This is a genomic window from Furfurilactobacillus cerevisiae (assembly GCF_048961765.1).
GTDB lineage: Bacteria > Bacillota > Bacilli > Lactobacillales > Lactobacillaceae > Furfurilactobacillus > Furfurilactobacillus milii_A.
Map to the genome: position 1 here is coordinate 706,744 of NZ_CP185253.1, position 23,234 is coordinate 729,977.

Sequence of the window (23,234 nt, forward strand, 5' to 3'; positions counted from 1 at the left end):
CTGTGAGCCAACAGAGAATTGTTTTAAAGCACAACGCCACATCCTATTTGATGAAGCTTTTTTGTTTCGCATTAAAAAATTCTTAATCAGAAATCGATTAAGGATTTTTTTAGATCAGCATAACGAAAAATCATTTAGCGATATACGTCTCTTTCCAGTCGTAAGGTACACCGGAGGGATTGTAATTGACGTCTTTAACTTTGGTATTGAGCAGTTGTGCTTGAACCTTTTGGAAAAGTGGGGCGGTACCTTGTTGCGTCATAAGTAGCTTTTCGGCTTTGACTAAGTTATTCCAACGGTCTTCAGGCTTGTTTGCTAAGCTGTTTTCAGAAGCGCTGAGTAACGTGTCATATTGTTTGTTGTTCCAACCGCTGAAATTGTAAGGACTGGTGCTTTCCCAAATGTCCAAGAAGTTAATTGGGTCTGCAAAGACTGATTGCCAGCCACCAATGATAAGTTGGAAATTGCCGGACTTTTCACGCGCAAGTTGAGCAGTTTTAGGCAAATTAACGACTGAAACTTTGACGTTTGGCAGCTTTTCAAGCTGCGATTGGATGAATTCGCCGACGTTTTTACCAGCGTCGTCATCAGTGGTGAGCACTTCTGTCTTAATCGACTTGGTGCCGGTTTGCTTGTAACCTTGTTTCAGTAACTTTTTGGCTTCACTTAAATTATAGGTGACGCCGGATTTAACATATGCTGACTTGGCAAAATCTTTGCCGCTCTTTGGATTGGTGCCGATGCCAGTTGGTGCAAAACCTTGTGGAACGACCGAGCCGTCTGACAGGACATTATTGACAAGATCTTTACGGTTCAAAGCTAGCGAAAAGGCTTTGCGAACGTTAACATTCTGGAACGCCTTAACCTTCTTTTGATTGAAGTCGAGGCGGTAACCATTCGAGGATTTACGAGATACAAAATCTTTGTGTCCTTTAAAGTTAGCGACTTGTTCGCCGCTAAGAACCGTTTCGTCGATCTTATGAGATTGATATTCGTTTAAACCAGTTGAGGGATCTTTAACAACTTGTTCGTTGATTTTATTAAGGTGAACATGTTTGTTGTCCCAGTACTTGCCATTCTTAGCCAACGTCCATTTGCTGTTCGTGCCGGTCCAGCCAGTGAGTTTAAAGGCACCGCTATAAACGTTATTTTTCGCACTGGTGCCAAACTTATTACCTTCTTGCGTGGCGACCTTTTTATTTACGGGGAAGAACAACGGCCATGCTAACAGTTTCTGAAAATATGAAACTGGTTTGGTGAGATGAATGGTGAGTTGGTATTTACCATCTGCTTTGATGCCAAGGGCGGATAACGGCTTTTGACCTTTGTTGACTGCTTCGGCGTTTTCAACCTGGTACATATAGAAGGCATCTTGAGAAGCTGTTTTAGGATCTAGCGTGCGTTGCCATGAATATACAAAATCTTGAGCCGTCAGAGGGTCACCATTACTCCACTTAGCGTTGTGCCGCAATTTAACAGTATAAGTTTTACCATCCTTGCTGATTTTTGTGCTAGTGGCGAGATCATTGACAATTTTATGGCCGGAATCTTTCAAACGGTAGAGGCCGGATTGCGTATTAAGCAGAACGTTGAAGCTTTCGGTATCCGTGGCCTTCGCTAAGTCGTTTGTTGCCAGTTCTTGGCTTTCTGTCCAGTTCAACGTTTGATTTTTGGCGTACTTACTTGATGCATTAGCGTTTGTGACAGTGCTATTGGCTAAAAAGAGTGCCGATAGCAGAGTGACTGTGCCCAATGTGATCGCACGTTTAAATTTCATAAGTCATTACCCCCGAAAAGTTTTGTTGATGTGGTAGATTGCAAATTTAATCCGAATTTTTGGACAAATTGGTCAGCATAACCTGATACGGTGTTTTCCAGTCAAGTATTTTAAGCGGTCTCTGGTTAATTTGGAGTAACGTCGTCGTTAAATCTTGAGCACTAATGTGCTCAAAACGAGTCCCCTTAGGATAAAAATAACGTAAATTCCGATTAAAGCGTTCATTACTACCACGTTCAGCTGGCGTATAAGCATGACAGTAATAGGTCTTAATACCATATTGTGATTCAAATGATACTAGCCCACTAAACTCAGTACCACGGTCCACAGTAAAACTGTGCACCGGTCCATTAAAAGTTGTTAGGAACTTAGTCAGTGCTTCATTAACACTCGCTGTCGTTCGGTCCTTTAACCGATATGCCCAAAGGAACCGTGATTTGCGATCGATTAAAGTTAATAAAACTGCCTTACTATGCCCACGAGGGCCAACGACGGTATCTAGTTCAAAATCACCGATGCGATTACGTTGATTAATCATCATGGGACGCTGTTCAATCGATCGCCCCAAAGATTGATTATATTTGGATCGTTGGTCAACGTTACGCCGTTGGCGTACGCCATGTTCAGGTAGATCATTCAAGGAGAAACCAATTCTCCCCTGATTTAGCCAATTATAAATAGATTTAGTCGCTAGTTTAAATTCGTGAGCAATCATTCCTGGTGACCAGCTTAGATGTAAATGGTTGAGAATTGTTTGCTTTAACTCATCGCTCAGCTTAGTTTTCCGACCACATCGTGATCGCTTGTATTCGGCATCTGTTTGTGCTAATTCAGCCTGATAAGGTTGACATCGAGATAATTCATAAGAAATTGTTGACGGTGATCGGTTCAGCCGAACGCCCATTTGGATATTGGACAGCCCTAGTTCACAAAAGGTTTCGATTTTAATTCGTTCGGAATAGGTTATACTAGACAAAAGATCAGCTCCTAAAAGATGGGTTTGTTGTAAACACCATTTTAAAGGAAGCTGATCTTTTTTGTCCGAACAGCGTTCGGATTAAATTTACAATCTACTTTAAACGTGCTTGATAGCAAAAGCCACAAATATCAACTTTAGCAACCATGTTGTCCATGTGTTGACTAAAAGATATTTGTGGCTTTTTTAAACGGTAGTTAATGCTGTTCAAGTTGTTTTGCTAATAGTACTGGCATTGACAGATTGACTTGACGGGCATGCTCTGCAGGATCAACTGGGCGAGCACTTTGCAACCAGGTTAAAGTAGATTCAAAACAGCCGCTTGTGTAAAAATCTAACGCAAATAAAGTGTCGTTGGATAATTTGCCTGAGCCTGTCAGCTCTTTAAATAATCTCGTGTAAAGTTGGACGTCATAATCGTGCAGATAATCCCGTAACGAGTTTTGGCCCTGAATAGTGAGTGCTTCTCGATAAAAATCGTGCCGTGAGTACACTTCGTTAAAAATTGCGGTAATGGTGTCAAGCCAGTCGTGGCGATGCTTTTTCTGTAAGCCGCGTTCACTGTCCTGTTTAAAAATCCAAGTAATGAGCTGATATTTGTCATGAAAATGATTATAAAAGGTTTGACGTCCTAACTGACTCGCTTGGATGAGACTAGAAGTTGAAATTTTGGCTAGTGATGTTTGCTCAGCCTGAGTTAATAGTGTATTTGCAAATTGTTGTTCGACGAGTGGTGGCATACTAGATCCTTTCACAGATGGATAATATTATCTAACTGTCTATATTATAGACATATTGCTTAGTTTATCTCTTACTTTTAGTAACTATCTTCTTAAAATAGGTTTTACAGATACTTTTAGGAGGATACAAAATGACATTATCATTAACTCAATTATTAAATATTAAGTACCCTGTGATTCAGGGAGCAATGGCTTGGTTAACAGATGCCAAGCTCGTCGCCGCAGTGAGCGAAGCCGGTGGTCTAGGTGTATTGGGGCCAAACGCAGGCCAAACAACGGTGACTCGTGATCCCATAGAAACCGCCCAACGGTTAACAACAGAAATCGAGAAAACGCGGACGCTTACAAGCCAACCCTTTGGCGTCAATTTGATTTTACCAAAGGAAGGTTTAAAAACAACGAATGCCTACTTTAAGCCAATCTTTGATGCGATTATAGCCGCTAAAGTGCCGGTCGTTGTGGCTGTTGGTGATGCAAATCAAGAGGTCTTTCAGCAAATTAAGACAGCGGGGATTAAACTATTGTTTCGAGCATTGACACCTACCGTTGAGAATACCAAGGAGGCGGTTTCGTGGGGCGCAGATGCGATTATAGCCACTGGTTTTGATGAAGGCGGCGAATTACCAAATGAAGCAATTGGAACGTTCTCGATTTTGCCAACGTTAGTTACTGCGGTTGATGTGCCGGTGATTGCTGCAGGTGGTATAACTTCAGCAGTACACGCACGGGCAGCCAGAGTTTTAGGGGCGGCCGGTCTTTATGTGGGAACAAGGTTTATCACCAGTGAAGAGAATCCAGCGGCCGACAGCACCAAGCAATTAATCGTTAATTCGACTCAAAAGGACTTAACACTCTTTGATTCTGACCCGACAGCATGGCGGTCACTGCCAACACCACTGGTAAACGAGATTGTTGACATGCAGAAAGCCGGCAAGACACCGACCGATGTTGCCAAACGAATCGGTGGATTAACTGGTATTCGGCTGGGCATGTTAGAGGGCAAACTTCAAAATGGCATTGTAACGGTAGATACAGCGATTGATGAGATTCACAATGTATTACCAGCACAGGCTATTGTTGAAGAATTAATGGCAGGTTTCGATGAAGAAAGGTAGAGTCGAGGCATTTAGCGATGGTGTGATTGCCATAATCGTGACAATTATGGTTCTGGAAATCAAAGCACCGTCAACATTCAAATTTTCAGCTGCATTGTCGGACTTAACGTACCTGAGTGCTTATGCGCTAAGCTATTTCGTTATTTGTAATGGTTGGTACAATCATCATTATCTGTTAGCTATCACAAAATGGTTTTCACGACGGGCGTTTTGGGCAAACAACATTTGGTTGTTTACAATGTCATTGATTCCCGTGGCAACTGCGTGGGTGAGCCGATTTCCGTTTGCTAAGGGACCAGAATATCTATACTTCACCGTTTATGTTCTATGGGACGTGGCCTATTACGGCTTGAGCTTTGTACTATTGCGCGACCAACGGCGTACTTATCCGGTTGTACAGGACGAAATTAAAACGATAAAACTTTTTCGGCCGTGGATGAGAGCCTTACACTTTGTTCTACCAATCACCGGGTTTATTTTGATCAATTGGGTGCCAATTCTCGGTGTGACGTTCACGTTCATTGAAACGATTACGTGGTTTATAAACGTGCCGGAAAATGGGGATCAGCTGGAGCGATAGCCTGGCGTTTTAATATGAAAGGGGCTTTAATTTGTCGATGCGTGAACCTGTGGTGCTGACTCTAACTGATCTCGTTCTTTCTTAAAACGGGCAACTTTATGATCTAAATAGACTTGCTGCTGTTGTAGTTGCTTAATCTTTTCATCCGTTTCACGTTTCAAACGATTTAATAGTGTAATACCTTCGTCATAGGCATTAACGGTTCGGTTATCAGGATCTAATAGTGCACTCATGTGTTTGATTTCCTCGATGGTGGCACCAAGTTGACGCAAGTGGATGATCTTATCCAAGTCATCTAAATCTTGATCAGAGTATTCTCGTTGACCGTTTGCATTGCGGTGGATGCTGTTAAGAAGCCCTTTTTTTTCATAGAAACGTAGGGCATCGTACGTGATATTAAAATGGGTCGCCACATCGCGAATTGTATGCATAAAAATTTCTCCTGAAAAAGTTTGTTAAATATCTTGCGCTAGTCTAACACCAGCGGAGTAACATAACAATCGTTCAGTCGAGGACGTTCAATTATGGACATTTTGACAGTAGATACTTCGCTAGGAGGATTTTTAAAATGGCAAACACAGATAATGAAATATTAACGTTAGTAACTGGTGGCAATCGTGGCATGGGTTTGGAGATTGTCCGTGAGTTGGCAGCAAAGGGACAGCATGTAATTTTGGGATCGCGTAATTTAGTTAAGGGGCAACAGGCAGCGGATCAATTAGAAGGTGAAGGATTACACGTTGACGTGGTTGAGATTGACGTCACAAATCCAGAATCTGTGACTGAGGCCGCCAAACAGTTAACAGATAAGTTCGGCTATTTATCAGTGCTGATTAATAATGCTGGTGCCGCCTTTGACTACGGCCAAAATCCATCCGAAGTGTCACCTGATATCCTCCAGAAGGATTTTCAAATCAACTATTTTGGTTTGATCGATGTGACGCAAAAGATGTTGCCACTGTTAAAGAGTGCCAAACAGGCCAAAATATTGAATATTTCCAGCATGATGGGTTCCAAAACTGAAGCGCTGAACCCAGATTCCGTTGTATATCACGCAACGGCAGTGGGCTATCAATCAGCCAAAGCGGCCGCCAATATGTTTACCGTTCAGTTGGCTAAAGAAATGCAACAGTCGGGCACGAATATTACAGTGAATGCGATTGACCCCGGGATGGTAGCCACTGCATTTGGTGGTGCGACACCGGAACAGGCCAAGGCGATGGGCGCTCAACCCGTTACGCACGGAGTGGCGCGAACAATTGAATTAGCTACTGACTGGAATAACCAGGACAATGCCACATTTTCGAATACCGAAGGACCTGTTGCTTGGTAAAGCGGCATTTATAAAACATTTAGTGTTAATAAAAGCACGCAACTATCGCAGTATTTTTAAAATTGCGATAGTTGTGTGCTTTTTGTTTTTATTGGAATTTTAGAAGATTCAGGGTTGATGAAGTTGTAAATCCAATTAATAATTGGGATGGATACAAAGACATAATTATTCTCGTTTCAATGATTTTGTAAAAGTATATCATGAAAGCAAATGTGATAATAAACGTCATTTTAAAGGATGGAGTGAAGCATATGAAAATTTATTTTGCAGCATCAATTCGTGGTGGCAGAGATGATGTGAAAATTTATCAACAGTTGATCAATCATTTGAATCAAAATAATGAGGTACTTGTAAAAGGCACCCGTAAAATGTAGGAAAACGGCAGGTTAGAACTGTTGGTTTTCCTACATTTTTTGTATCATGAATCACATCAGAGTGTAGGAGGAATTTGATGTGAGACGTGATTTAAGAGAAGGAGTGACGATTTACGTGACTGAAAATATTAAGCCTAACTTCGCCGAGATTGCCCGGCAATATAATGTTGATTATCGAACCGTTAAGAAAGCCTATGAGGAAGTCAAAGCTGGACTTAAGGGCCGACCAAGTGGTCGACCGAAACGGCCAAGTTTACTGGATCCATTCAAGCAAACCATCGATTCAAAGCTTGAACTAAATTGTTCGGCTGCTTCAATTTTTAAATTTATCCAGAAGAAGGGCTTTACCGGCAGCTATACCCTCGTGAAAGATTATTGTCGCCAAACCCGCCGAGAACGAGTTAAGAAAGCTACCATTCGGATTGAACATTCCCCTGGTCTCTCTGCTCAAGTTGACTGGAAAGAAGAAATGGCCCTAGTGAGCAGCGAGGGTGAGCTGTTTAAATTCAATATTTTCTTGTATGTATTGCCTTATTCAAAACTCAAATATATGACACTAACCTTTGATCGGAGCCAAGATACCCTCTTTTCTTGCTTACACGACGCTTTCCTTCATACCGGAGGTATTCCGACGGAAATCTGGTTTGATAATATGAAAACCGTTGTGGATCATACAAAATCCCAGTTTGGCCACGCTGTCTTTAACGAACGGTTCCACGAATTCTGTAAAGATGCCGGTTTCACACCAATTGCTTGTCGACCATTCAGACCACAAACTAAAGGTGCAGTTGAAGCCCTTGCTCGCACGGTTGAACGTTTACGGCCATACAATACTGAATTTGCTGATGGAACTGAGCTAATCGAACTAGTTCATATGCTCCGAGATGATCTAAATCATGAAACTTCGCAGGCCACGGACGAAGTCCCGTACCTGAAATGGTTAGACGAAGAAAAAGAGTACCTTCATCGCGTTCCAGTTAATCTCCTTGAACCATACTTCGAAGAAAACATTACCCGTGTCGTTTCGAAGGAGGCCATGATCAATTTCCGCAAATGTAAGTACTCAGTAGATCCGCGATACATTGGTTGTACGGTTGCTGTTGAAATCTCCAATGATGAGCAGCGCATTCACATTTATTATAACGGAGAAGAAATTCGTACGCACTCCATAACTACCAATTCGCTGAATTATGACCCCCAAGATCAGTTCAATATCCTCAAATCTGATTTGCTTAAAGGGCGGACAGATGAAGACATTTCAGCTTACATTCGTGAACATATGACTGATTACGACAACTTATAGGAGGCTACCATGACCACTAATAATCAAATTCTTTTAAATAATCTTGAGCGCTTAGGGTTAAACAAAATCCGTGAATACTTGCCGAATTACCTTGATCAAATTCACACTGATAATCTGTCATTAACTGAGGCGCTAATTGATTTAACTAATTCGGAACTCCAGAATCGACACGAAGGTCAGATTGCACGGGCCATTGGCCGTGCTCGGTTCCCCAATACAAAATCCCTAGATACATTTGATTTTAGCTTTCAACCCAGTATGAATCGCCAAGAGGTTCTGGAATTCCAGAATCTGGCTTTTATGGAAAAGTCTGAAAACTTAATCTTTATTGGCAATCCGGGAGTCGGTAAAACCCACTTGGCAATTAGTATTGGGATTGAGGCCTGTAAACAGGGCTGTCGGGTTCTCTTTATTAATTGTCATGAGCTGTTGATTAGATTGAGAGCAGCTTACGAAAAAGGACTGCTTGATCGATCTCTAAGCCGCTATTCGCGCTATGACCTATTAATTATTGATGAAATTGGGTATTTGCCAATTGGTCACCAAGAAGCTAACCTCTTATTTCAGCTAGTCAATGCCCGCTATGAAAAGCATTCAACGATCATTACCAGCAATAGTGATCTATCCGCTTGGGTTGATATTTTCCAGAACCCAACTGTGACAGCAGCCATTCTCGATCGCTTGGTTCATCATGTTCACGTAGTGAAGATCACTGGTAAATCTTACCGATTACGTGGCCTCAAGTAACTGCCGAAAACCTACATTTCTTTCTGCCGAAAACCTACATTTTTAAACTGCCCTTGACAGGTACTGACCGAGCACATTGGTGACTATAGTTTATCGGTGGCCGGGCAGAAGCAACTTGATGATGTTTATATTCGTGATCGTGACATGAAATGGCTGGCGGAAAGTGACGCGGTAGTCGCGGAAACATCTAATCCAAGTCTTGGTGTTGGTTACGAACTTGCCTCCGCAGAGCGTTTAGGTAAGCCTGTCATCATTTTGCATAATTCTAAACGTAGTCAGTTATCAGCAATGATAGCAGGAACGAAATATTTCGATCACGTCTTTGAATATGAAACTGTGACAGATGCCATTCAAATTTTAAATCAAGAAATGAAATCACTTGAGAACAAATAGCTTACAAACGCAAAAACGGTGAAACTTCAATTATGAAGTCTCATCGTTTTTGTGTTTAGACCTATTTTCTTGGCCAAACTATAAAAGTATTTATTGGATTTAGTCCGTTACAACCAATGACTTAATCGCTTCACGGTTAGCCATGGCCTTGTAAGCGTCATCGATATCATCCAGTTTGAATGACTTAGTGAAGACTTTACCAGGGTGAATTTCACCATCCAACACGGCCTTCAATAGTACACTCTTGTCGTAGGTTGTAACAGAAGCAGGACCACCGGCGATAGAGATGTTGTTATAGAAGGAAGGTGTCATGTCCATCTTAGGTTCATGTGGCAAACCAACACGGCCAACAACTGCACCGGGACGGGCAACTTGCATGGCAGTCTGGTTTGATAATTCCGTACCAACACATTCCAGCACGGCATCTGCACCGTCATTGTTCGTGAGTGTCATAACCTTCTTAACAGCGTCGTCACCACGTTCAGCAACAATATCAGTGGCGCCGAATTCAGTAGCTAATTTTTGACGGTCTTCATGACGGCTCATCGCAATGATCCGTTTGGCACCACGCATTCTAGCGGCAATGACACCACATAGACCAACGGCACCATCACCGACGACAACGACTGTGCTGCCCTCATGAACATTTGCTACTCTGGCGGCATGATAACCGGTTGCCATAACATCGGCTAATGTTAGCAGTGAATCCAACATGGCTTCACTGTAATCTTCTGGTTTACCAGGAATTTTAACCAATGCCCATTCGCCATGTGCAAACCGAATGTACTCAGCTTGGACACCAGAACTGAAATTGTCATCGTGGTCTTGGCAGTCACCATCAAAACCAGCACGACAAGCGGCACAGTGACCACATCCGTGAGTGAATGGCGCGATAACGAAGTCACCAGGGACAACGGTGGTAATCGCACTACCAACCTCTTCAACGACACCGATTGCTTCATGGCCGGTGTTTTCTGAATTGGCAGCCTTGTCTTCTAAGCCACGATAAGCCCATAAATCGGATCCGCAAACACAAGTCCGCACAACCCGGATGATGACATCATCTGACGCCTGAACTGTTGGTTTCTCAACGTCTTTAACTTCAACTTTGCCTGCTTTTACAAATACAGTAGATTTCATTATGTAGAACACTCCTTTCGAGGTTATTTTAAGACTTTTCGTGTTTGTTTGCGTACTTTACGGATTGAAAATTTAAATTTGTCATGTTGTTTGAAAAAAACGCATATAAGTGTTTAAGAAAGAATGAAGTTGTGAAACAATATTGTAACCTGAGTAACACTAGCGTAACATTTGGATTGTAGAGAGCGCATGAATTTGGGAGGTCAATGACATGACAATGAAAGGGTTTAAAATTGCATCGGTTGGTTTATTAACGCTTGTTGTGTTGGCTGGTTGCTCAGCGTCAGCAACGGCGAAGACAAATGCGTCGAGCGATAGTGTACATACTACGTCACAAAAAGTCGTCAAAGGTAATGCGAGTCAGTCTCGTCAGAAGACGAGTGCCTCAAATGACACTACAGCAGTGAATAGCAGTGCTAAGACTGTTGCGGACAGCTCGGTAGAAAATGTGCAGCCATCGACTCAAACGGTCAATACTGCTTCAGGCAGCACTGTTAGCTCACAGCCAGCAACCGGTACAACGACTGCCAGCTCATTGACTCCCACAATTCAGTCGTCAAGCGTTAGTGAATCCACGAAGAGCTCGACACCGGTTACACAATCTGTGGCGACAAAGACTGCAAGTGCGACAACTGATCAGTCTTCTGTAGCGCAACAATCTTCGGCCAACGGTAACTCACAAGCCACTCAACAAACCTCAGCAACTGCCAGTTCACAGGCACCACAGCAATCATCAACTGCTCAAACGGCAGCGGCTATTCTATTGGCAAGCGGTCAGGATCGTAATGTGGCAGATATGAGTCAGTTATCCATTGTTAACGCAGATCCCAAGTGGGGTAACATAACGCCTGGTGACGATGGGCAAGTTCATGTTCTTAACACCAATAACGGTGTTTCCAACGTAGGCTATACCATTACTGGTGATACAGTTAACATGTATACGATGCCTTCTGCAGTGAGTGGTGCTGATTGGGTTAATCAATCAACGGGTTCATTTAGTTTGCAACAAGCTGTCAATCAGTCTCAAACGAACCCAGCAGCCTCATCAATTGCACAGAAGTTTTCAAAATAATGAATGATAATAAAAATGGTTGGCTAGAAAAAAATCTGGTCAGCCATTTAATTTGTCAGAAAATAATTTTTTTAATCTAAATCAAACAACTTAAGTGCGTTTTGAAGATAGAGCTGTTGCCGTTGTGTCTCTGTTAACCAGTACGTGTGCGCCAAAGTATTGTTAAGTCCAAGGACTACGGGCTCCGGCGTATATGGATAATCTGAGGCATACAACAGTTGATTCGGCTTTACAATTTGTAGTAGCGCGGGCAACTGGCTGGGTAAAACACGGCCAGCAACATCGAAATAAACATGTTTCATAGCTGCAGTCACGTCAATTTCATCCGTTTGTAAGTGATGATTGAGCATCTTGGCACCTAAAGTGCGCGGAGCCAATACAGAAAGAGCTGCGCCACCATGTGGAATGATAAACTTAATGTTGGGATAACGAATGAAGATTCGATTTTGCACTAAATTCAAAAAGGTTCGCGTTGTTTCAGCGAAGAAATCATAAATTGGGTGCGGGAATTTTTCATCAACGTGATATGGTGTCTTCGGTGGGTCGTTTGGATGAATCAATACGATTGCAGCGGTATCATCCAACAACTGCATAACAGCATCAAAGTGGGGATCCCCAAGGTAGATGCCTTGTGCTGAGGTGGGTAATACGACGCCAAGGGCCTGCTGATAAAACAGTGCGTTTTTGATAATCGCGATACTTTCTTTTACAAACGGCAAGGGAACGGTGGCAAAATAGCCTAGTTGGTTCAGGTGCTCTTGATGCAGGTGGCACCCAAAGGCGTTGATCTCAGCTGCCAGTTTTGTGGTGGCACGCGCATCCTGATTGTATGAAATATGTGGCATGGAAACGGATAGCACAGAGTAGTCAATGTTCTCAAGTTTCATGAGCGCTAGCGTTTTTTCAACCTGCCAATTGGGCTCGGCTACGTCACCGGCTAATCCGCCGAATTGTTCCTGGCAGAATCTGGTATAGCCGGGAGTTAGGTAATGACTGTGGATATCAATTTTTTGATAGGACATAATGGAACTTCCTTTTATAGATGAAGTTAACCTTAAAGTACCACCGATAAGGATGACTCACAATTGGCTCATTATGAGGAGCCATTTAGGTACGTGAAAACAACGAAGCGAGGCCAAAACCGGCCGTATAATTATGGTAACTGTACATTATCGCAATTGATGGAGAACGCAGATGAATGAAGAAAGTATTTGTAATTTATCAATAGTTACTACGAGGGGGATAATTCGTCCCTTTTCGGCTCAGGAAATCGATGCCTTTTTGAGCTATCATAACAACCTCGACTGGATGCAGTATCAGGAATTTAAAGGACTGAGTCGAGCGGAGGCCGTAGAGGCACTATTATCCAATTCAACACTCACGCAGGGAAAACAATTCGCATTTGTAAAACCTGAAATGGATCAGTTATTAGGTGATTTTTATCTGCAACTGGAGGGTGACACAATGTGGCTAGGCTATACAATCAATCCGCTATTTGCACGGCATGGGTATGCATTTGAAGGCGCTAAAGCATTGATTGAGTTTTTGTCACAGCAGCACGTCAGGGTGATAAAGGCAGATGTTGACCCAAATAACCAAGCCTCGAGAAGGTTATTGGAAAAGCTAAGTTTCAAACTAATCATGCAAAATGATGAAACGCTTATTTTTGAACGAAAGTTGACCAATTTTAATAACTAGAACAATTAGTAGTGAATTGTGAGGTAATTCCTTATGATTCACTACTTTTTTGACGGCAGACATATTTTTTGAAAGGTTACTTATGGATTGGATAACATGTAGACAATAAAAGGAAAGGAGGTTAGGCAATGAGAGCGGCAACAAAATGGTTAGTGGGACTAACAGGTTTCTTGACGTTGGTGATTGGATGTCTGTTAGTCGTCATGAATGCAAACATCGGTTTTGTCTCTGACTGGGTTGTTAGCATCATGAATCGTAACGCAACGTTAGCCATGACTATTTTGATTGTGGCTGGTGGCTTTATTGCGTTGGTCGGGTTAATTATTCTGTTGATTGGTTTATTTAAGCCACGGACAGTCGGTATGATCGAGTTTCATGGCTCTCGTGGTGTCGTGCGACTACCCGTCCATACAATTGAACAGGATTTGAAACTTCGGATTGAAGATGCTGTTGATGTCGGCAATCTTGAGGTAAATATTCGTGCACACGCCAAACAGCGTCGGGCGGATGTTAAAGTGCATGGCACTGCGTTAGCGCAAGGTACACCAAGGTATGATGATTTGGGTGAAACAGTGCTGGCAGTCGTTAATAAGTATCTTAAGGTAGATTGCAAATTTAATCCGAATTTTTGGACAAATTGGTCAGCATAACCTGATACGGTGTTTTCCAGTCAAGTATTTTAAGCGGTCTCTGGTTAATTTGGAGTAACGTCGTCGTTAAATCTTGAGCACTAATGTGCTCAAAACGAGTCCCCTTAGGATAAAAATAACGTAAATTCCGATTAAAGCGTTCATTACTACCACGTTCAGCTGGCGTATAAGCATGACAGTAATAGGTCTTAATACCATATTGTGATTCAAATGATACTAGCCCACTAAACTCAGTACCACGGTCCACAGTAAAACTGTGCACCGGTCCATTAAAAGTTGTTAGGAACTTAGTCAGTGCTTCATTAACACTCGCTGTCGTTCGGTCCTTTAACCGATATGCCCAAAGGAACCGTGATTTGCGATCGATTAAAGTTAATAAAACTGCCTTACTATGCCCACGAGGGCCAACGACGGTATCTAGTTCAAAATCACCGATGCGATTACGTTGATTAATCATCATGGGACGCTGTTCAATCGATCGCCCCAAAGATTGATTATATTTGGATCGTTGGTCAACGTTACGCCGTTGGCGTACGCCATGTTCAGGTAGATCATTCAAGGAGAAACCAATTCTCCCCTGATTTAGCCAATTATAAATAGATTTAGTCGCTAGTTTAAATTCGTGAGCAATCATTCCTGGTGACCAGCTTAGATGTAAATGGTTGAGAATTGTTTGCTTTAACTCATCGCTCAGCTTAGTTTTCCGACCACATCGTGATCGCTTGTATTCGGCATCTGTTTGTGCTAATTCAGCCTGATAAGGTTGACATCGAGATAATTCATAAGAAATTGTTGACGGTGATCGGTTCAGCCGAACGCCCATTTGGATATTGGACAGCCCTAGTTCACAAAAGGTTTCGATTTTAATTCGTTCGGAATAGGTTATACTAGACAAAAGATCAGCTCCTAAAAGATGGGTTTGTTGTAAACACCATTTTAAAGGAAGCTGATCTTTTTTGTCCGAACAGCGTTCGGATTAATTTTACAATCTACTTCTTGCAATCTGCCATAGTTAAAGCATTAGTTAGCAAATTTATTCTGCGCGGTGTGCTGCTTTGGCTGGTTGATTATCTAAGTCCGTCCGTACGACGATGACGTCACAAACTGCTGTCCGTGTGACGTATTCCGTTACAGACCCGATTAATAGCCGTCCAACTGCGTTTAACCCAGTAGCACCAATCATAATCAAATCGGTGTCATTACCCCGAGGAACATCTCCAATGATGATCTTCGGTGCCCCGTATTCAATGGCGTAATCAATCTTGTCAAGACCATCTGCCTTGGCATCAGCCACGTACTTGTCGAGGGTCTTCTTGGCCGTTTCTGTGACTTGTTCAACCATGCTGGTATCAAGGCTAGAAAAGTTTTGGAAAGCCCGTGTATCAACAACGTGAACGAGATGTAAATCAGCATCGTTACGTTTAGCCACAGCGACTGCTTTCTTGAAAGCTAATTCGGCTTCATAGGAACCATCGACTGGGACTAAAATGTGCTTGTATTGTTGTAACATAATATTCACCTCTCATTATTTTATACTCTTATCATACGTTATTTATCTGCAAATAAAAAGCGATATGGTAGATTGCAAATTTAATCCTAATTTTTGGACAAATTTGTCAGCATAACCTGATACGGTGTTTGCCAGTCGAGTATTTTAAGCGGTCGCTGGTTAATTTGGAGTAACGTCGTCGTTAAATCTTGAGCACTAATGTGCTCAAAACGAGTCCCTTTAGGATAAAAATAACGTAAATTCCGATTAAAGCGTTCATTACTACCACGTTCAGCTGGAGTATAAGCATGGCAGTAATAGGTCTTAATACCATATTGTGATTCAAGTGATACTAGCCCACTAAACTCAGTGCCACGGTCCACAGTAAAGCTGTGCACCGGGACCATTAAAAGTGGTTAGGAACTTAGTTAGTGCTTCATTAACAGTCGCTGTCGTCCGATCTTTTAACCGGTATGCCCAAAGGAACCGTTATTTTCGATCGATTAAAGTTAATAAAACTGCCTTACTATGCCCACGAGGACCAACGACTGTATCTAGTTCAAAATCGCCGATGCGATTACGTTGATTAATCATCATGGGACGCTGTTCAATTGATCGCCCCAAAGATTGATTATATTTGGATCGTTGGTCAACGTTACGCCGTTGGCGTACGCCATGTTCAGGTAGATCATTCAAGGAGAAACCAATTCTCCCCTGATTTAGCCAATTATAAATAGATTTAGTAGCTAGTTTAAATTCGTGAGCAATCATTCCTGGTGACCAGCTTAGACGTAAATGGTTGAGAATTTTTTGCTTTAACTCATCGCTCAGCTTAGTTTTCCGACCACATCGTGATCGCTTGTATTCGGCATCTGTTTGTGCTAATTCAGCCTGATAAGGTTGACATCGAGATAATTCATAAGAAATTGTTGACGGTGATCGGTTCAGCCGAACGCCCATTTGGATATTGGACAGCCCTAGTTCACAAAAGGTTTCGATTTTAATTCGTTCGGAATAGGTTATACTAGACAAAAGATCAGCTCCTAAAAGATGGGTTTGTGGTAAACACCATTTTAAAGGAAGCTGATCTTTTTTGTCCGAACAGCGTTCGGATTAATTTTACAATCTACCTTAAAGACAGTTTGCAATTTAAGTTGCGTAAGCGTCAGGTGACAATTGAGGCAGTTCGCAATCCTGATCAGAAGGCACGGGTGGTTTAGCGAAAGGAGGTGGTGTCATGAGCCGTCCGATGTTTGGCACCATAATTGGACTAGTACTTGGCCTGGCGTGGGTACTGGCCGGGTTTTGGAGTATGATTTTGGTCGCGGTACTGGCTCTGATTGGTATGTTAATTGGTAAGTACAGTCGGGTAGTTGATCGACAGAGTATCAAGCGGCGCATCAATCAATTTTTATCTAGTTAGGTTAGGTCTGTTTTGTTATGGAGGGAATCGATAATGGAAAACACTAAACAAGCTACACAATCACAGTTAAAGCACACATTAAGTTACGACGATGGGGTTATTGAAAAGATTGCCGGATTGGCCGCACGAAATGTTGATGGTGTCTTGTCACTAGATGGTGGCATGCTTAGCGGCATTACTGATCGTTTTCGAAACCAAGCCGATCCGACACAAGGAATAGATGCAGAAGTTGGTCAAAAGCAAGTGGCCCTCGATATGCACGCTACCGTTGAGTATGGAAAAGATATCCGCCAATTATTTGAACAGGTTACTCAGCGCGTTGTTCGTGACATTCAAAGTTTTACCGGCTTGGATGTTGTGGAGTTGAATCTACACATCAATGATGTGATGAGCAAACGAGAATGGCAGGATCAAACAAAAGGCAAACCAAATTCATCACATTCGACAGAAACAAAAGAAGTTGAATAAGTAGTTTGAACATCATCTATGACATCACGCGTGACTAACGGAGGTTATAAATATGGCTGAAGCGATGACAAAAAAGGAACTTGTTTTTGATAACGATGTGTTAGAAAAAATTGCAGGTAAGACTGCGCAAGAAGTTGATGGGGTCCTGGAATTAAAGGGTGGCCTATTCGACAACATTTCAAACCAGATGGGCGTCAATAAACCTGAACAGGGCGTTTCTGCCGATATTGATGAAGACAAAAAGACGGTCGAATTAGAGTTAGACGGCACGCTTGAATATGGTAAGGATGCCAACGATATTTTCGATAAAATCACGCGTAAGATTACTGCTGCTGTTCGTTCGATGACTGGTTACACGGTGACATCAATTAAGTTGCACGTTAAAGATTTATTGACAGCCGAAGAGTGGCGCGACCAGACGAAAACGGATAAGAAAAAGTAACTAGTTAGCGCTGTTGAATCTGATTAGAATGGTAAAAATGCCTGTCACACTTCTGCCTCAAGGCAAGCGGTGTCGACAGGCATATTTTTTGAATGTAATATCAGGTTTAGCTAAGCTAATGATAGTAGGATACTTCAGACAACCTTTAAGGAGCGATTAGATGAAGAATTTATTACTCGGTTTTAGTGTTGCAGCTAACATTGCTTTGGCTTACATGATCTTCCAGGATAAGGATCAGATGGAGGACATTAAGTCACGTTTTGATGCCTTAACTGATCAAGCAGAAGGCAAGGCTAAGCAGGTCAAAGGTGCCATCACTGGCGATGCTGGTGACAAAGTTAGTGGCAATATTGATGAAGGTAAAGGCAAGGTCAAAGAAGGCGTCTCCGATTTAAAGGATAAATTGACTAACGACTAAAGTTGCGTTGATGGATCATCCCTCACACATTAGATTACTAACCTATGAACATCAGAAAGCACCAACTAACTGTTATTCAGCTAGTTGGTGCTTTCGTTTACATCGTGGGCAAGCCTTGTTAAGGCGTCCGAATTGGCGATTTTGTAGTGATGTTTCTGTTTGATGAGGTAACCATCTTTCACGAATTGCGCGAGAACGTACAGTAAGTGACGGTAGGAGATACCTAGATATTCAGCCACTTGAACGTGTTTCTCGCTGTAGAGACCATCGTGAGCGGTTAATAAAATAAATGACGCCAAACGTTGAGCAACTGGAAAGGCCGCGTTGTTGCCAGCAGTCTTAACGGTTCGGTAATTTTTGTGAACGAAGTAAAGACAGATTTGCCGCAGAAAAACTGGATCAGCAAGTAGCTTTTCCTGCAATGGGCGGATGGGTAGTGCCAGACACCAACAGTCGGTGATAGTCTGCATGCTGAAAGCCGTTTCTGGTCGCTGTTCGATAAGTTCCATTTCGCCAATAAAACAGGGTGGTGTAAAGAAATCGATTAGTGAAACCTTGCCGTTTGCCAACACGTCGTATAATTTCGCTTTTCCTTTAACCAAATAAAATAAGTATGTTAACGGAGCGCCCGCCTTGACGATGAAATCATTCGCCGCAATGTGGAAAAGCTTGGTGTCTTGTTGTGGATCAAACGAAAATTGTCCATCGTACCCTGAAGTGGCGATGAAATTGCTAATAACGTCGTGATTATAGATTCCCTGCATGTTTTTACCTCAATTGTGAGATTTCTCATACTTATGATAGCAACCGCTTACATATAATACAAATTGTAGCAGAGTGATGCCGAAGCTCGGGAAGGCTCGAGCAATAACGTAAAGGTGACAACGTGCAAGCGCACTTTGCTTGTGGGTTGACGGCTTTGGGTTATGCACAGGATTCAGAAGTAAGGTGCACGTTTAGAAGAGTGATGCCGAAGCTCGGGGACATCTGAGCAACACCCAAATTCGAGGAGGAAGTAAAAATGGCAGGACGTAAAATTATTCTTGATTGTGATCCAGGCCACGATGATGCGATTGCATTATTTATGGCAGCAGCACATCCAGCAATTGACTTGTTGGGTGTGACGATTGTGGCGGGTAACCAGACATTGGCTAAAACCGTTCGTAATGGGCTAAATGTCGCGCAGTTATTGGACATTGATACGAAGATATATGCGGGGATGCCACAACCAATGGTTCGCCAACAAGTGGTTGCCGGCAATATTCACGGCGAAACAGGTTTGGATGGTCCGACGTTTGGCCCATTGCATCGGGAAGCTGAGAAGCAGAACGCGGTTGATTTTATTATTGATACCTTGATGGCCAGTGACGGTGACATCACGTTGGTACCAACTGCACCGCTAACAAACATTGCCGTTGCCATGCGCCGTGAACCGCGCATCATCCCAAAGATTCAGGAAATTGTTTTGATGGGTGGCGCATATGGGACTGGTAACTTTACGCCATCTGCTGAATTCAACATCTTTGCTGATCCTGAAGCAGCCAAGGTTGTCTTCGGTGCTGGAGTACCCATTACCATGATGGGGCTGGACTTAACTGAACAGACGATTTGTACGCCTGACATTATCAAACGAATGGAAGACGTGGGCAATACTGCTGGTAAGTTGTTTAGCGATATGATGAACTCTACGTTGAAGACTCAGTTTGAAGCGTTTGGCTTGAAGGCTGGTCCCGTTCACGATGCCACTACCATCGGCTACTTGATTGAGCCAGATATTTTCAAGACAGAATCCGTGTATGTCGATGTCGATATCAACCGTGGACCTTGTTATGGCCGGACTGTTTGTGACATGCACCATGTGATGAAAGAAGAGCCAAATACTAAGGTCGGCATTACGCTGGACCTAGATAAATTCTGGGATCTGGTCGAAGAATGTGTACGAATGTATAAATAAACAAACTATTTTGAAAAAAGACTCAATGTAAAAACGCTTCACTGTATGGTGCAAACGTTTGTCTTGCTTGCCAAAAAAGTTTCAATTTTTGCAACTCACGATCTGTTCGTGATGAAGCAAAAACTGAAACTTTTTTATTTTGATTGAAGCGGCAAGAATTCATTCTATTCAATGAAAATGGGAATTGACGGCACAGATTTATTAAAACGCCGGCGCTTTAAGGTTCTTTTATTGTCTCCTTGGTATAACTTACGGTAAATATTTTTAACACTGAAATAATTGATTAATAAATTAACATAGTATCAAAAATGCGCAATAATTAAATCTTTCGCAAACAATTTAAAAAAGTGAGTGTAGCACTTTAATTTAGTTAGCAAAGGTGTTAAAACAATCAATTGAGTAGAGTTATTTAACTTTTTTGCAACTTAATTATTTATTTGAATTAATTTTGAGTGAAATTTTAGTTTAGTGGTAGATTGCAAATTTAATCCGAATTTTTGGACAAATTGGTCAGCATAACCTGATACGGTGTTTGCCAGTCGAGTATTTTAAGCGGTCGCTGGTTAATTTGGAGTAACGTCGTCGTTAAATCTTGAGCACTAATGTGCTCAAAACGAGTCCCTTTAGGATAAAAATAACGTAAATTCCGATTAAAGCGTTCATTACTACCACGTTCAGCTGGAGTATAAGCATGGCAGTAATAGGTCTTAATACCATATTGTGATTCAAGTGATACTAGCCCACTAAACTCAGTGCCACGGTCCACAGTAAAGCTGTGCACCGGGACCATTAAAAGTGGTTAGGAACTTAGTTAGTGCTTCATTAACAGTCGCTGTCGTCCGATCTTTTAACCGGTATGCCCAAAGGAACCGTTATTTTCGATCGATTAAAGTTAATAAAACTGCCTTACTATGCCCACGAGGACCAACGACTGTATCTAGTTCAAAATCGCCGATGCGATTACGTTGATTAATCATCATGGGACGCTGTTCAATTGATCGCCCCAAAGATTGATTATATTTGGATCGTTGGTCAACGTTACGCCGTTGGCGTACGCCATGTTCAGGTAGATCATTCAAGGAGAAACCAATTCTCCCCTGATTTAGCCAATTATAAATAGATTTAGTAGCTAGTTTAAATTCGTGAGCAATCATTCCTGGTGACCAGCTTAGACGTAAATGGTTGAGAATTTTTTGCTTTAACTCATCGCTCAGCTTAGTTTTCCGACCACATCGTGATCGCTTGTATTCGGCATCTGTTTGTGCTAATTCAGCCTGATAAGGTTGACATCGAGATAATTCATAAGAAATTGTTGACGGTGATCGGTTCAGCCGAACGCCCATTTGGATATTGGACAGCCCTAGTTCACAAAAGGTTTCGATTTTAATTCGTTCGGAATAGGTTATACTAGACAAAAGATCAGCTCCTAAAAGATGGGTTTGTTGTAAACACCATTTTAAAGGAAGCTGATCTTTTTTGTCCGAACAGCGTTCGGATTAATTTTACAATCTACTTCTTGCAATCTGCCATAGTTAAAGCATTAGTTAGCAAATTTATTCTGCGCGGTGTGCTGCTTTGGCTGGTTGATTATCTAAGTCCGTCCGTACGACGATGACGTCACAAACTGCTGTCCGTGTGACGTATTCCGTTACAGACCCGATTAATAGCCGTCCAACTGCGTTTAACCCAGTAGCACCAATCATAATCAAATCGGTGTCATTACCCCGAGGAACATCTCCAATGATGATCTTCGGTGCCCCGTATTCAATGGCGTAATCAATCTTGTCAAGACCATCTGCCTTGGCATCAGCCACGTACTTGTCGAGGGTCTTCTTGGCCGTTTCTGTGACTTGTTCAACCATGCTGGTATCAAGGCTAGAAAAGTTTTGGAAAGCCCGTGTATCAACAACGTGAACGAGATGTAAATCAGCATCGTTACGTTTAGCCACAGCGACTGCTTTCTTGAAAGCTAATTCGGCTTCATAGGAACCATCGACTGGGACTAAAATGTGCTTGTATTGTTGTAACATAATATTCACCTCTCATTATTTTATACTCTTATCATACGTTATTTATCTGCAAATAAAAAGCGATATGGTAGATTGCAAATTTAATCCTAATTTTTGGACAAATTTGTCAGCATAACCTGATACGGTGTTTGCCAGTCGAGTATTTTAAGCGGTCGCTGGTTAATTTGGAGTAACGTCGTCGTTAAATCTTGAGCACTAATGTGCTCAAAACGAGTCCCTTTAGGATAAAAATAACGTAAATTCCGATTAAAGCGTTCATTACTACCACGTTCAGCTGGAGTATAAGCATGGCAGTAATAGGTCTTAATACCATATTGTGATTCAAGTGATACTAGCCCACTAAACTCAGTGCCACGGTCCACAGTAAAGCTGTGCACCGGGACCATTAAAAGTGGTTAGGAACTTAGTTAGTGCTTCATTAACAGTCGCTGTCGTCCGATCTTTTAACCGGTATGCCCAAAGGAACCGTTATTTTCGATCGATTAAAGTTAATAAAACTGCCTTACTATGCCCACGAGGACCAACGACTGTATCTAGTTCAAAATCGCCGATGCGATTACGTTGATTAATCATCATGGGACGCTGTTCAATTGATCGCCCCAAAGATTGATTATATTTGGATCGTTGGTCAACGTTACGCCGTTGGCGTACGCCATGTTCAGGTAGATCATTCAAGGAGAAACCAATTCTCCCCTGATTTAGCCAATTATAAATAGATTTAGTAGCTAGTTTAAATTCGTGAGCAATCATTCCTGGTGACCAGCTTAGACGTAAATGGTTGAGAATTTTTTGCTTTAACTCATCGCTCAGCTTAGTTTTCCGACCACATCGTGATCGCTTGTATTCGGCATCTGTTTGTGCTAATTCAGCCTGATAAGGTTGACATCGAGATAATTCATAAGAAATTGTTGACGGTGATCGGTTCAGCCGAACGCCCATTTGGATATTGGACAGCCCTAGTTCACAAAAGGTTTCGATTTTAATTCGTTCGGAATAGGTTATACTAGACAAAAGATCAGCTCCTAAAAGATGGGTTTGTGGTAAACACCATTTTAAAGGAAGCTGATCTTTTTTGTCCGAACAGCGTTCGGATTAATTTTACAATCTACCTA

25 protein-coding genes and 3 pseudogenes are annotated in these 23,234 nt (G+C 42.1%); 15 read left to right on the forward strand and 13 right to left on the reverse strand.

The genetic code is table 11. The annotated features are described in order from the left end of the window. Window positions 1-130 precede the first annotated feature (130 nt). The 3 genes from ABUE36_RS03300 to ABUE36_RS03310 all read right to left on the reverse strand — a co-directional run bounded on the left by ABUE36_RS03300 (window position 131) and on the right by ABUE36_RS03310 (window position 3,493). Complete coding sequence (locus ABUE36_RS03300; protein ID WP_161001701.1) at window positions 131-1,777, reverse strand: peptide ABC transporter substrate-binding protein; 1,647 nt, start codon at window positions 1,775-1,777, stop codon at window positions 131-133. A 46-nt stretch (window positions 1,778-1,823) separates the two neighbouring features. Beyond that, the gene (locus ABUE36_RS03305; protein ID WP_096109805.1) at window positions 1,824-2,753 is read right to left on the reverse strand and encodes an IS30-like element ISLpl1 family transposase; all 930 of its coding nucleotides are present in this window, start codon (window positions 2,751-2,753) and stop codon (window positions 1,824-1,826) included. 197 nt (window positions 2,754-2,950) lie between these two features. Next, window positions 2,951-3,493, reverse strand: coding sequence for a TetR/AcrR family transcriptional regulator C-terminal domain-containing protein (locus ABUE36_RS03310; protein WP_421017137.1), 543 nt, complete (start codon window positions 3,491-3,493; stop codon window positions 2,951-2,953). 131 nt (window positions 3,494-3,624) lie between these two features. On the opposite strand from ABUE36_RS03310, the gene ABUE36_RS03315 reads away from it, so the two are divergent. Further along, a complete protein-coding gene (locus ABUE36_RS03315; protein ID WP_421017138.1) occupies window positions 3,625-4,608 on the forward strand; it encodes an NAD(P)H-dependent flavin oxidoreductase in 984 nt (327 codons plus the stop codon). Next, on the forward strand, window positions 4,595-5,188 hold the full coding sequence (locus tag ABUE36_RS03320; RefSeq protein ID WP_421017139.1) for a TMEM175 family protein: 594 nt from the start codon (window positions 4,595-4,597) through the stop codon (window positions 5,186-5,188). Before ABUE36_RS03315 ends, ABUE36_RS03320 begins: the two co-directional genes overlap by 14 nt. Window positions 5,189-5,214: 26 nt before the next feature. Here the strand turns inward: ABUE36_RS03320 and ABUE36_RS03325 are convergent, their stop codons facing one another. Further along, complete coding sequence (locus tag ABUE36_RS03325; RefSeq protein WP_421017140.1) at window positions 5,215-5,619, reverse strand: MerR family transcriptional regulator; 405 nt, start codon at window positions 5,617-5,619, stop codon at window positions 5,215-5,217. A gap of 137 nt (window positions 5,620-5,756) precedes the next feature. Here ABUE36_RS03325 and ABUE36_RS03330 point away from each other — a divergent pair, with 137 nt between their 5' ends. From ABUE36_RS03330 to ABUE36_RS03350, 5 genes are all read left to right on the forward strand, one after another. After that, a complete protein-coding gene (locus tag ABUE36_RS03330) occupies window positions 5,757-6,521 on the forward strand; it encodes an SDR family NAD(P)-dependent oxidoreductase (protein WP_421017141.1) in 765 nt (254 codons plus the stop codon). Window positions 6,522-6,721: 200 nt separating this feature from the next. Beyond that, window positions 6,722-6,895, forward strand: a complete 174-nt coding sequence (locus ABUE36_RS03335) for a hypothetical protein (protein WP_421017142.1) — start codon at window positions 6,722-6,724, stop codon at window positions 6,893-6,895. A 79-nt stretch (window positions 6,896-6,974) separates the two neighbouring features. After that, window positions 6,975-8,198, forward strand: a complete 1,224-nt coding sequence (istA, locus tag ABUE36_RS03340) for an IS21 family transposase (protein WP_003555353.1) — start codon at window positions 6,975-6,977, stop codon at window positions 8,196-8,198. A 9-nt stretch (window positions 8,199-8,207) separates the two neighbouring features. Next, window positions 8,208-8,945: an IS21-like element helper ATPase IstB gene (gene istB, locus ABUE36_RS03345; protein WP_014386885.1), complete on the forward strand. Its 738-nt coding sequence runs from the start codon at window positions 8,208-8,210 to the stop codon at window positions 8,943-8,945. A gap of 96 nt (window positions 8,946-9,041) precedes the next feature. Then, window positions 9,042-9,338: a nucleoside 2-deoxyribosyltransferase gene (locus ABUE36_RS03350; protein WP_421017143.1), complete on the forward strand. Its 297-nt coding sequence runs from the start codon at window positions 9,042-9,044 to the stop codon at window positions 9,336-9,338. Between the two features lie 99 nt (window positions 9,339-9,437). Here the strand turns inward: ABUE36_RS03350 and ABUE36_RS03355 are convergent, their stop codons facing one another. Continuing rightward, window positions 9,438-10,478, reverse strand: a complete 1,041-nt coding sequence (locus tag ABUE36_RS03355) for a zinc-binding dehydrogenase (protein WP_421017144.1) — start codon at window positions 10,476-10,478, stop codon at window positions 9,438-9,440. Between the two features lie 211 nt (window positions 10,479-10,689). Here ABUE36_RS03355 and ABUE36_RS03360 point away from each other — a divergent pair, with 211 nt between their 5' ends. Further along, window positions 10,690-11,550 (forward strand): hypothetical protein, encoded by an 861-nt coding sequence (locus ABUE36_RS03360; RefSeq protein WP_421017145.1) that lies wholly within the window; start codon window positions 10,690-10,692, stop codon window positions 11,548-11,550. A gap of 71 nt (window positions 11,551-11,621) precedes the next feature. On the opposite strand, the gene ABUE36_RS03365 is transcribed toward ABUE36_RS03360, so the two are convergent. Further along, window positions 11,622-12,572 carry an amidohydrolase family protein gene (locus tag ABUE36_RS03365; protein ID WP_421017146.1) on the reverse strand — a complete coding sequence of 317 codons (951 nt, stop codon included), beginning with the start codon at window positions 12,570-12,572 and terminating at the stop codon, window positions 11,622-11,624. A 172-nt stretch (window positions 12,573-12,744) separates the two neighbouring features. On the opposite strand from ABUE36_RS03365, the gene ABUE36_RS03370 reads away from it, so the two are divergent. Together ABUE36_RS03370 and amaP are read left to right on the forward strand one after the other, a co-directional pair. After that, window positions 12,745-13,248, forward strand: a complete 504-nt coding sequence (locus tag ABUE36_RS03370) for a GNAT family N-acetyltransferase (RefSeq protein ID WP_421017147.1) — start codon at window positions 12,745-12,747, stop codon at window positions 13,246-13,248. 128 nt (window positions 13,249-13,376) lie between these two features. Then, on the forward strand, window positions 13,377-13,898 hold the full coding sequence (amaP, locus tag ABUE36_RS03375) for an alkaline shock response membrane anchor protein AmaP (protein ID WP_421017148.1): 522 nt from the start codon (window positions 13,377-13,379) through the stop codon (window positions 13,896-13,898). Here the strand turns inward: amaP and ABUE36_RS03380 are convergent. From ABUE36_RS03380 to ABUE36_RS03390, 3 genes and pseudogenes are all read right to left on the reverse strand, one after another. After that, window positions 13,864-14,793: an IS30-like element ISLpl1 family transposase gene (locus ABUE36_RS03380; protein ID WP_096109805.1), complete on the reverse strand. Its 930-nt coding sequence runs from the start codon at window positions 14,791-14,793 to the stop codon at window positions 13,864-13,866. The two genes, amaP and ABUE36_RS03380, sit on opposite strands and share 35 nt — an antisense overlap. A 138-nt stretch (window positions 14,794-14,931) precedes the next feature. Continuing rightward, on the reverse strand, window positions 14,932-15,408 hold the full coding sequence (locus ABUE36_RS03385) for a universal stress protein (RefSeq protein ID WP_421017048.1): 477 nt from the start codon (window positions 15,406-15,408) through the stop codon (window positions 14,932-14,934). Window positions 15,409-15,494: 86 nt separating this feature from the next. Next, window positions 15,495-16,419: pseudogene (locus ABUE36_RS03390) on the reverse strand (IS30-like element ISLpl1 family transposase). 205 nt (window positions 16,420-16,624) lie between these two features. Here ABUE36_RS03390 and ABUE36_RS03395 point away from each other — a divergent pair. From ABUE36_RS03395 to ABUE36_RS03410, 4 genes are all read left to right on the forward strand, one after another. Beyond that, window positions 16,625-16,810: a DUF2273 domain-containing protein gene (locus ABUE36_RS03395; RefSeq protein WP_421017149.1), complete on the forward strand. Its 186-nt coding sequence runs from the start codon at window positions 16,625-16,627 to the stop codon at window positions 16,808-16,810. A gap of 33 nt (window positions 16,811-16,843) precedes the next feature. Next, a complete protein-coding gene (locus ABUE36_RS03400; protein ID WP_421017150.1) occupies window positions 16,844-17,278 on the forward strand; it encodes an Asp23/Gls24 family envelope stress response protein in 435 nt (144 codons plus the stop codon). Between the two features lie 52 nt (window positions 17,279-17,330). Beyond that, window positions 17,331-17,720, forward strand: a complete 390-nt coding sequence (locus ABUE36_RS03405; RefSeq protein WP_017260379.1) for an Asp23/Gls24 family envelope stress response protein — start codon at window positions 17,331-17,333, stop codon at window positions 17,718-17,720. 160 nt (window positions 17,721-17,880) lie between these two features. Beyond that, window positions 17,881-18,138, forward strand: a complete 258-nt coding sequence (locus ABUE36_RS03410; protein ID WP_421017151.1) for a CsbD family protein — start codon at window positions 17,881-17,883, stop codon at window positions 18,136-18,138. A gap of 80 nt (window positions 18,139-18,218) precedes the next feature. On the opposite strand, the gene yeiL is transcribed toward ABUE36_RS03410, so the two are convergent. After that, window positions 18,219-18,902: a transcriptional regulator YeiL gene (gene yeiL / locus ABUE36_RS03415; RefSeq protein WP_421017152.1), complete on the reverse strand. Its 684-nt coding sequence runs from the start codon at window positions 18,900-18,902 to the stop codon at window positions 18,219-18,221. A gap of 257 nt (window positions 18,903-19,159) precedes the next feature. Here yeiL and rihB point away from each other — a divergent pair, with 257 nt between their 5' ends. After that, window positions 19,160-20,092, forward strand: a complete 933-nt coding sequence (gene rihB / locus ABUE36_RS03420) for a ribosylpyrimidine nucleosidase (protein ID WP_421017153.1) — start codon at window positions 19,160-19,162, stop codon at window positions 20,090-20,092. Window positions 20,093-20,576: 484 nt separating this feature from the next. Here the strand turns inward: rihB and ABUE36_RS03425 are convergent. The 3 genes and pseudogenes from ABUE36_RS03425 to ABUE36_RS03435 all read right to left on the reverse strand — a co-directional run bounded on the left by ABUE36_RS03425 (window position 20,577) and on the right by ABUE36_RS03435 (window position 23,133). Next, window positions 20,577-21,507 (reverse strand): annotated as a pseudogene (locus ABUE36_RS03425) (IS30-like element ISLpl1 family transposase). Between the two features lie 138 nt (window positions 21,508-21,645). Continuing rightward, window positions 21,646-22,122, reverse strand: a complete 477-nt coding sequence (locus ABUE36_RS03430) for a universal stress protein (RefSeq protein ID WP_421017048.1) — start codon at window positions 22,120-22,122, stop codon at window positions 21,646-21,648. An 86-nt stretch (window positions 22,123-22,208) separates the two neighbouring features. Beyond that, window positions 22,209-23,133, reverse strand: a pseudogene (locus ABUE36_RS03435) (IS30-like element ISLpl1 family transposase). Between the last annotated feature and the right edge of the window lie 101 nt (window positions 23,134-23,234).

Bases quoted from the DNA above. Each gene is read 5' to 3' on its own strand.
- ABUE36_RS03335 (WP_421017142.1), top strand. From the start codon at position 6,722: ATGAAAGCAAATGTGATAATAAACGTCATTTTAAAGGATGGAGTGAAG.
- ABUE36_RS03300 (WP_161001701.1), bottom strand. From the start codon at position 1,777: ATGAAATTTAAACGTGCGATCACATTGGGCACAGTCACTCTGCTATCG.
- ABUE36_RS03360 (WP_421017145.1), top strand. From the start codon at position 10,690: ATGACAATGAAAGGGTTTAAAATTGCATCGGTTGGTTTATTAACGCTT.
- yeiL (WP_421017152.1), bottom strand. From the start codon at position 18,902: ATGCAGGGAATCTATAATCACGACGTTATTAGCAATTTCATCGCCACT.
- ABUE36_RS03400 (WP_421017150.1), top strand. From the start codon at position 16,844: ATGGAAAACACTAAACAAGCTACACAATCACAGTTAAAGCACACATTA.
- ABUE36_RS03355 (WP_421017144.1), bottom strand. From the start codon at position 10,478: ATGAAATCTACTGTATTTGTAAAAGCAGGCAAAGTTGAAGTTAAAGAC.
- ABUE36_RS03410 (WP_421017151.1), top strand. From the start codon at position 17,881: ATGAAGAATTTATTACTCGGTTTTAGTGTTGCAGCTAACATTGCTTTG.
- ABUE36_RS03310 (WP_421017137.1), bottom strand. From the start codon at position 3,493: ATGCCACCACTCGTCGAACAACAATTTGCAAATACACTATTAACTCAG.
- ABUE36_RS03370 (WP_421017147.1), top strand. From the start codon at position 12,745: ATGAATGAAGAAAGTATTTGTAATTTATCAATAGTTACTACGAGGGGG.
- istB (WP_014386885.1), top strand. From the start codon at position 8,208: ATGACCACTAATAATCAAATTCTTTTAAATAATCTTGAGCGCTTAGGG.
- ABUE36_RS03365 (WP_421017146.1), bottom strand. From the start codon at position 12,572: ATGTCCTATCAAAAAATTGATATCCACAGTCATTACCTAACTCCCGGC.
- ABUE36_RS03405 (WP_017260379.1), top strand. From the start codon at position 17,331: ATGGCTGAAGCGATGACAAAAAAGGAACTTGTTTTTGATAACGATGTG.
- ABUE36_RS03315 (WP_421017138.1), top strand. From the start codon at position 3,625: ATGACATTATCATTAACTCAATTATTAAATATTAAGTACCCTGTGATT.
- ABUE36_RS03330 (WP_421017141.1), top strand. From the start codon at position 5,757: ATGGCAAACACAGATAATGAAATATTAACGTTAGTAACTGGTGGCAAT.
- rihB (WP_421017153.1), top strand. From the start codon at position 19,160: ATGGCAGGACGTAAAATTATTCTTGATTGTGATCCAGGCCACGATGAT.
- ABUE36_RS03385 (WP_421017048.1), bottom strand. From the start codon at position 15,408: ATGTTACAACAATACAAGCACATTTTAGTCCCAGTCGATGGTTCCTAT.
- ABUE36_RS03325 (WP_421017140.1), bottom strand. From the start codon at position 5,619: ATGCATACAATTCGCGATGTGGCGACCCATTTTAATATCACGTACGAT.
- ABUE36_RS03320 (WP_421017139.1), top strand. From the start codon at position 4,595: ATGAAGAAAGGTAGAGTCGAGGCATTTAGCGATGGTGTGATTGCCATA.
- ABUE36_RS03430 (WP_421017048.1), bottom strand. From the start codon at position 22,122: ATGTTACAACAATACAAGCACATTTTAGTCCCAGTCGATGGTTCCTAT.
- ABUE36_RS03395 (WP_421017149.1), top strand. From the start codon at position 16,625: ATGAGCCGTCCGATGTTTGGCACCATAATTGGACTAGTACTTGGCCTG.
- amaP (WP_421017148.1), top strand. From the start codon at position 13,377: ATGAGAGCGGCAACAAAATGGTTAGTGGGACTAACAGGTTTCTTGACG.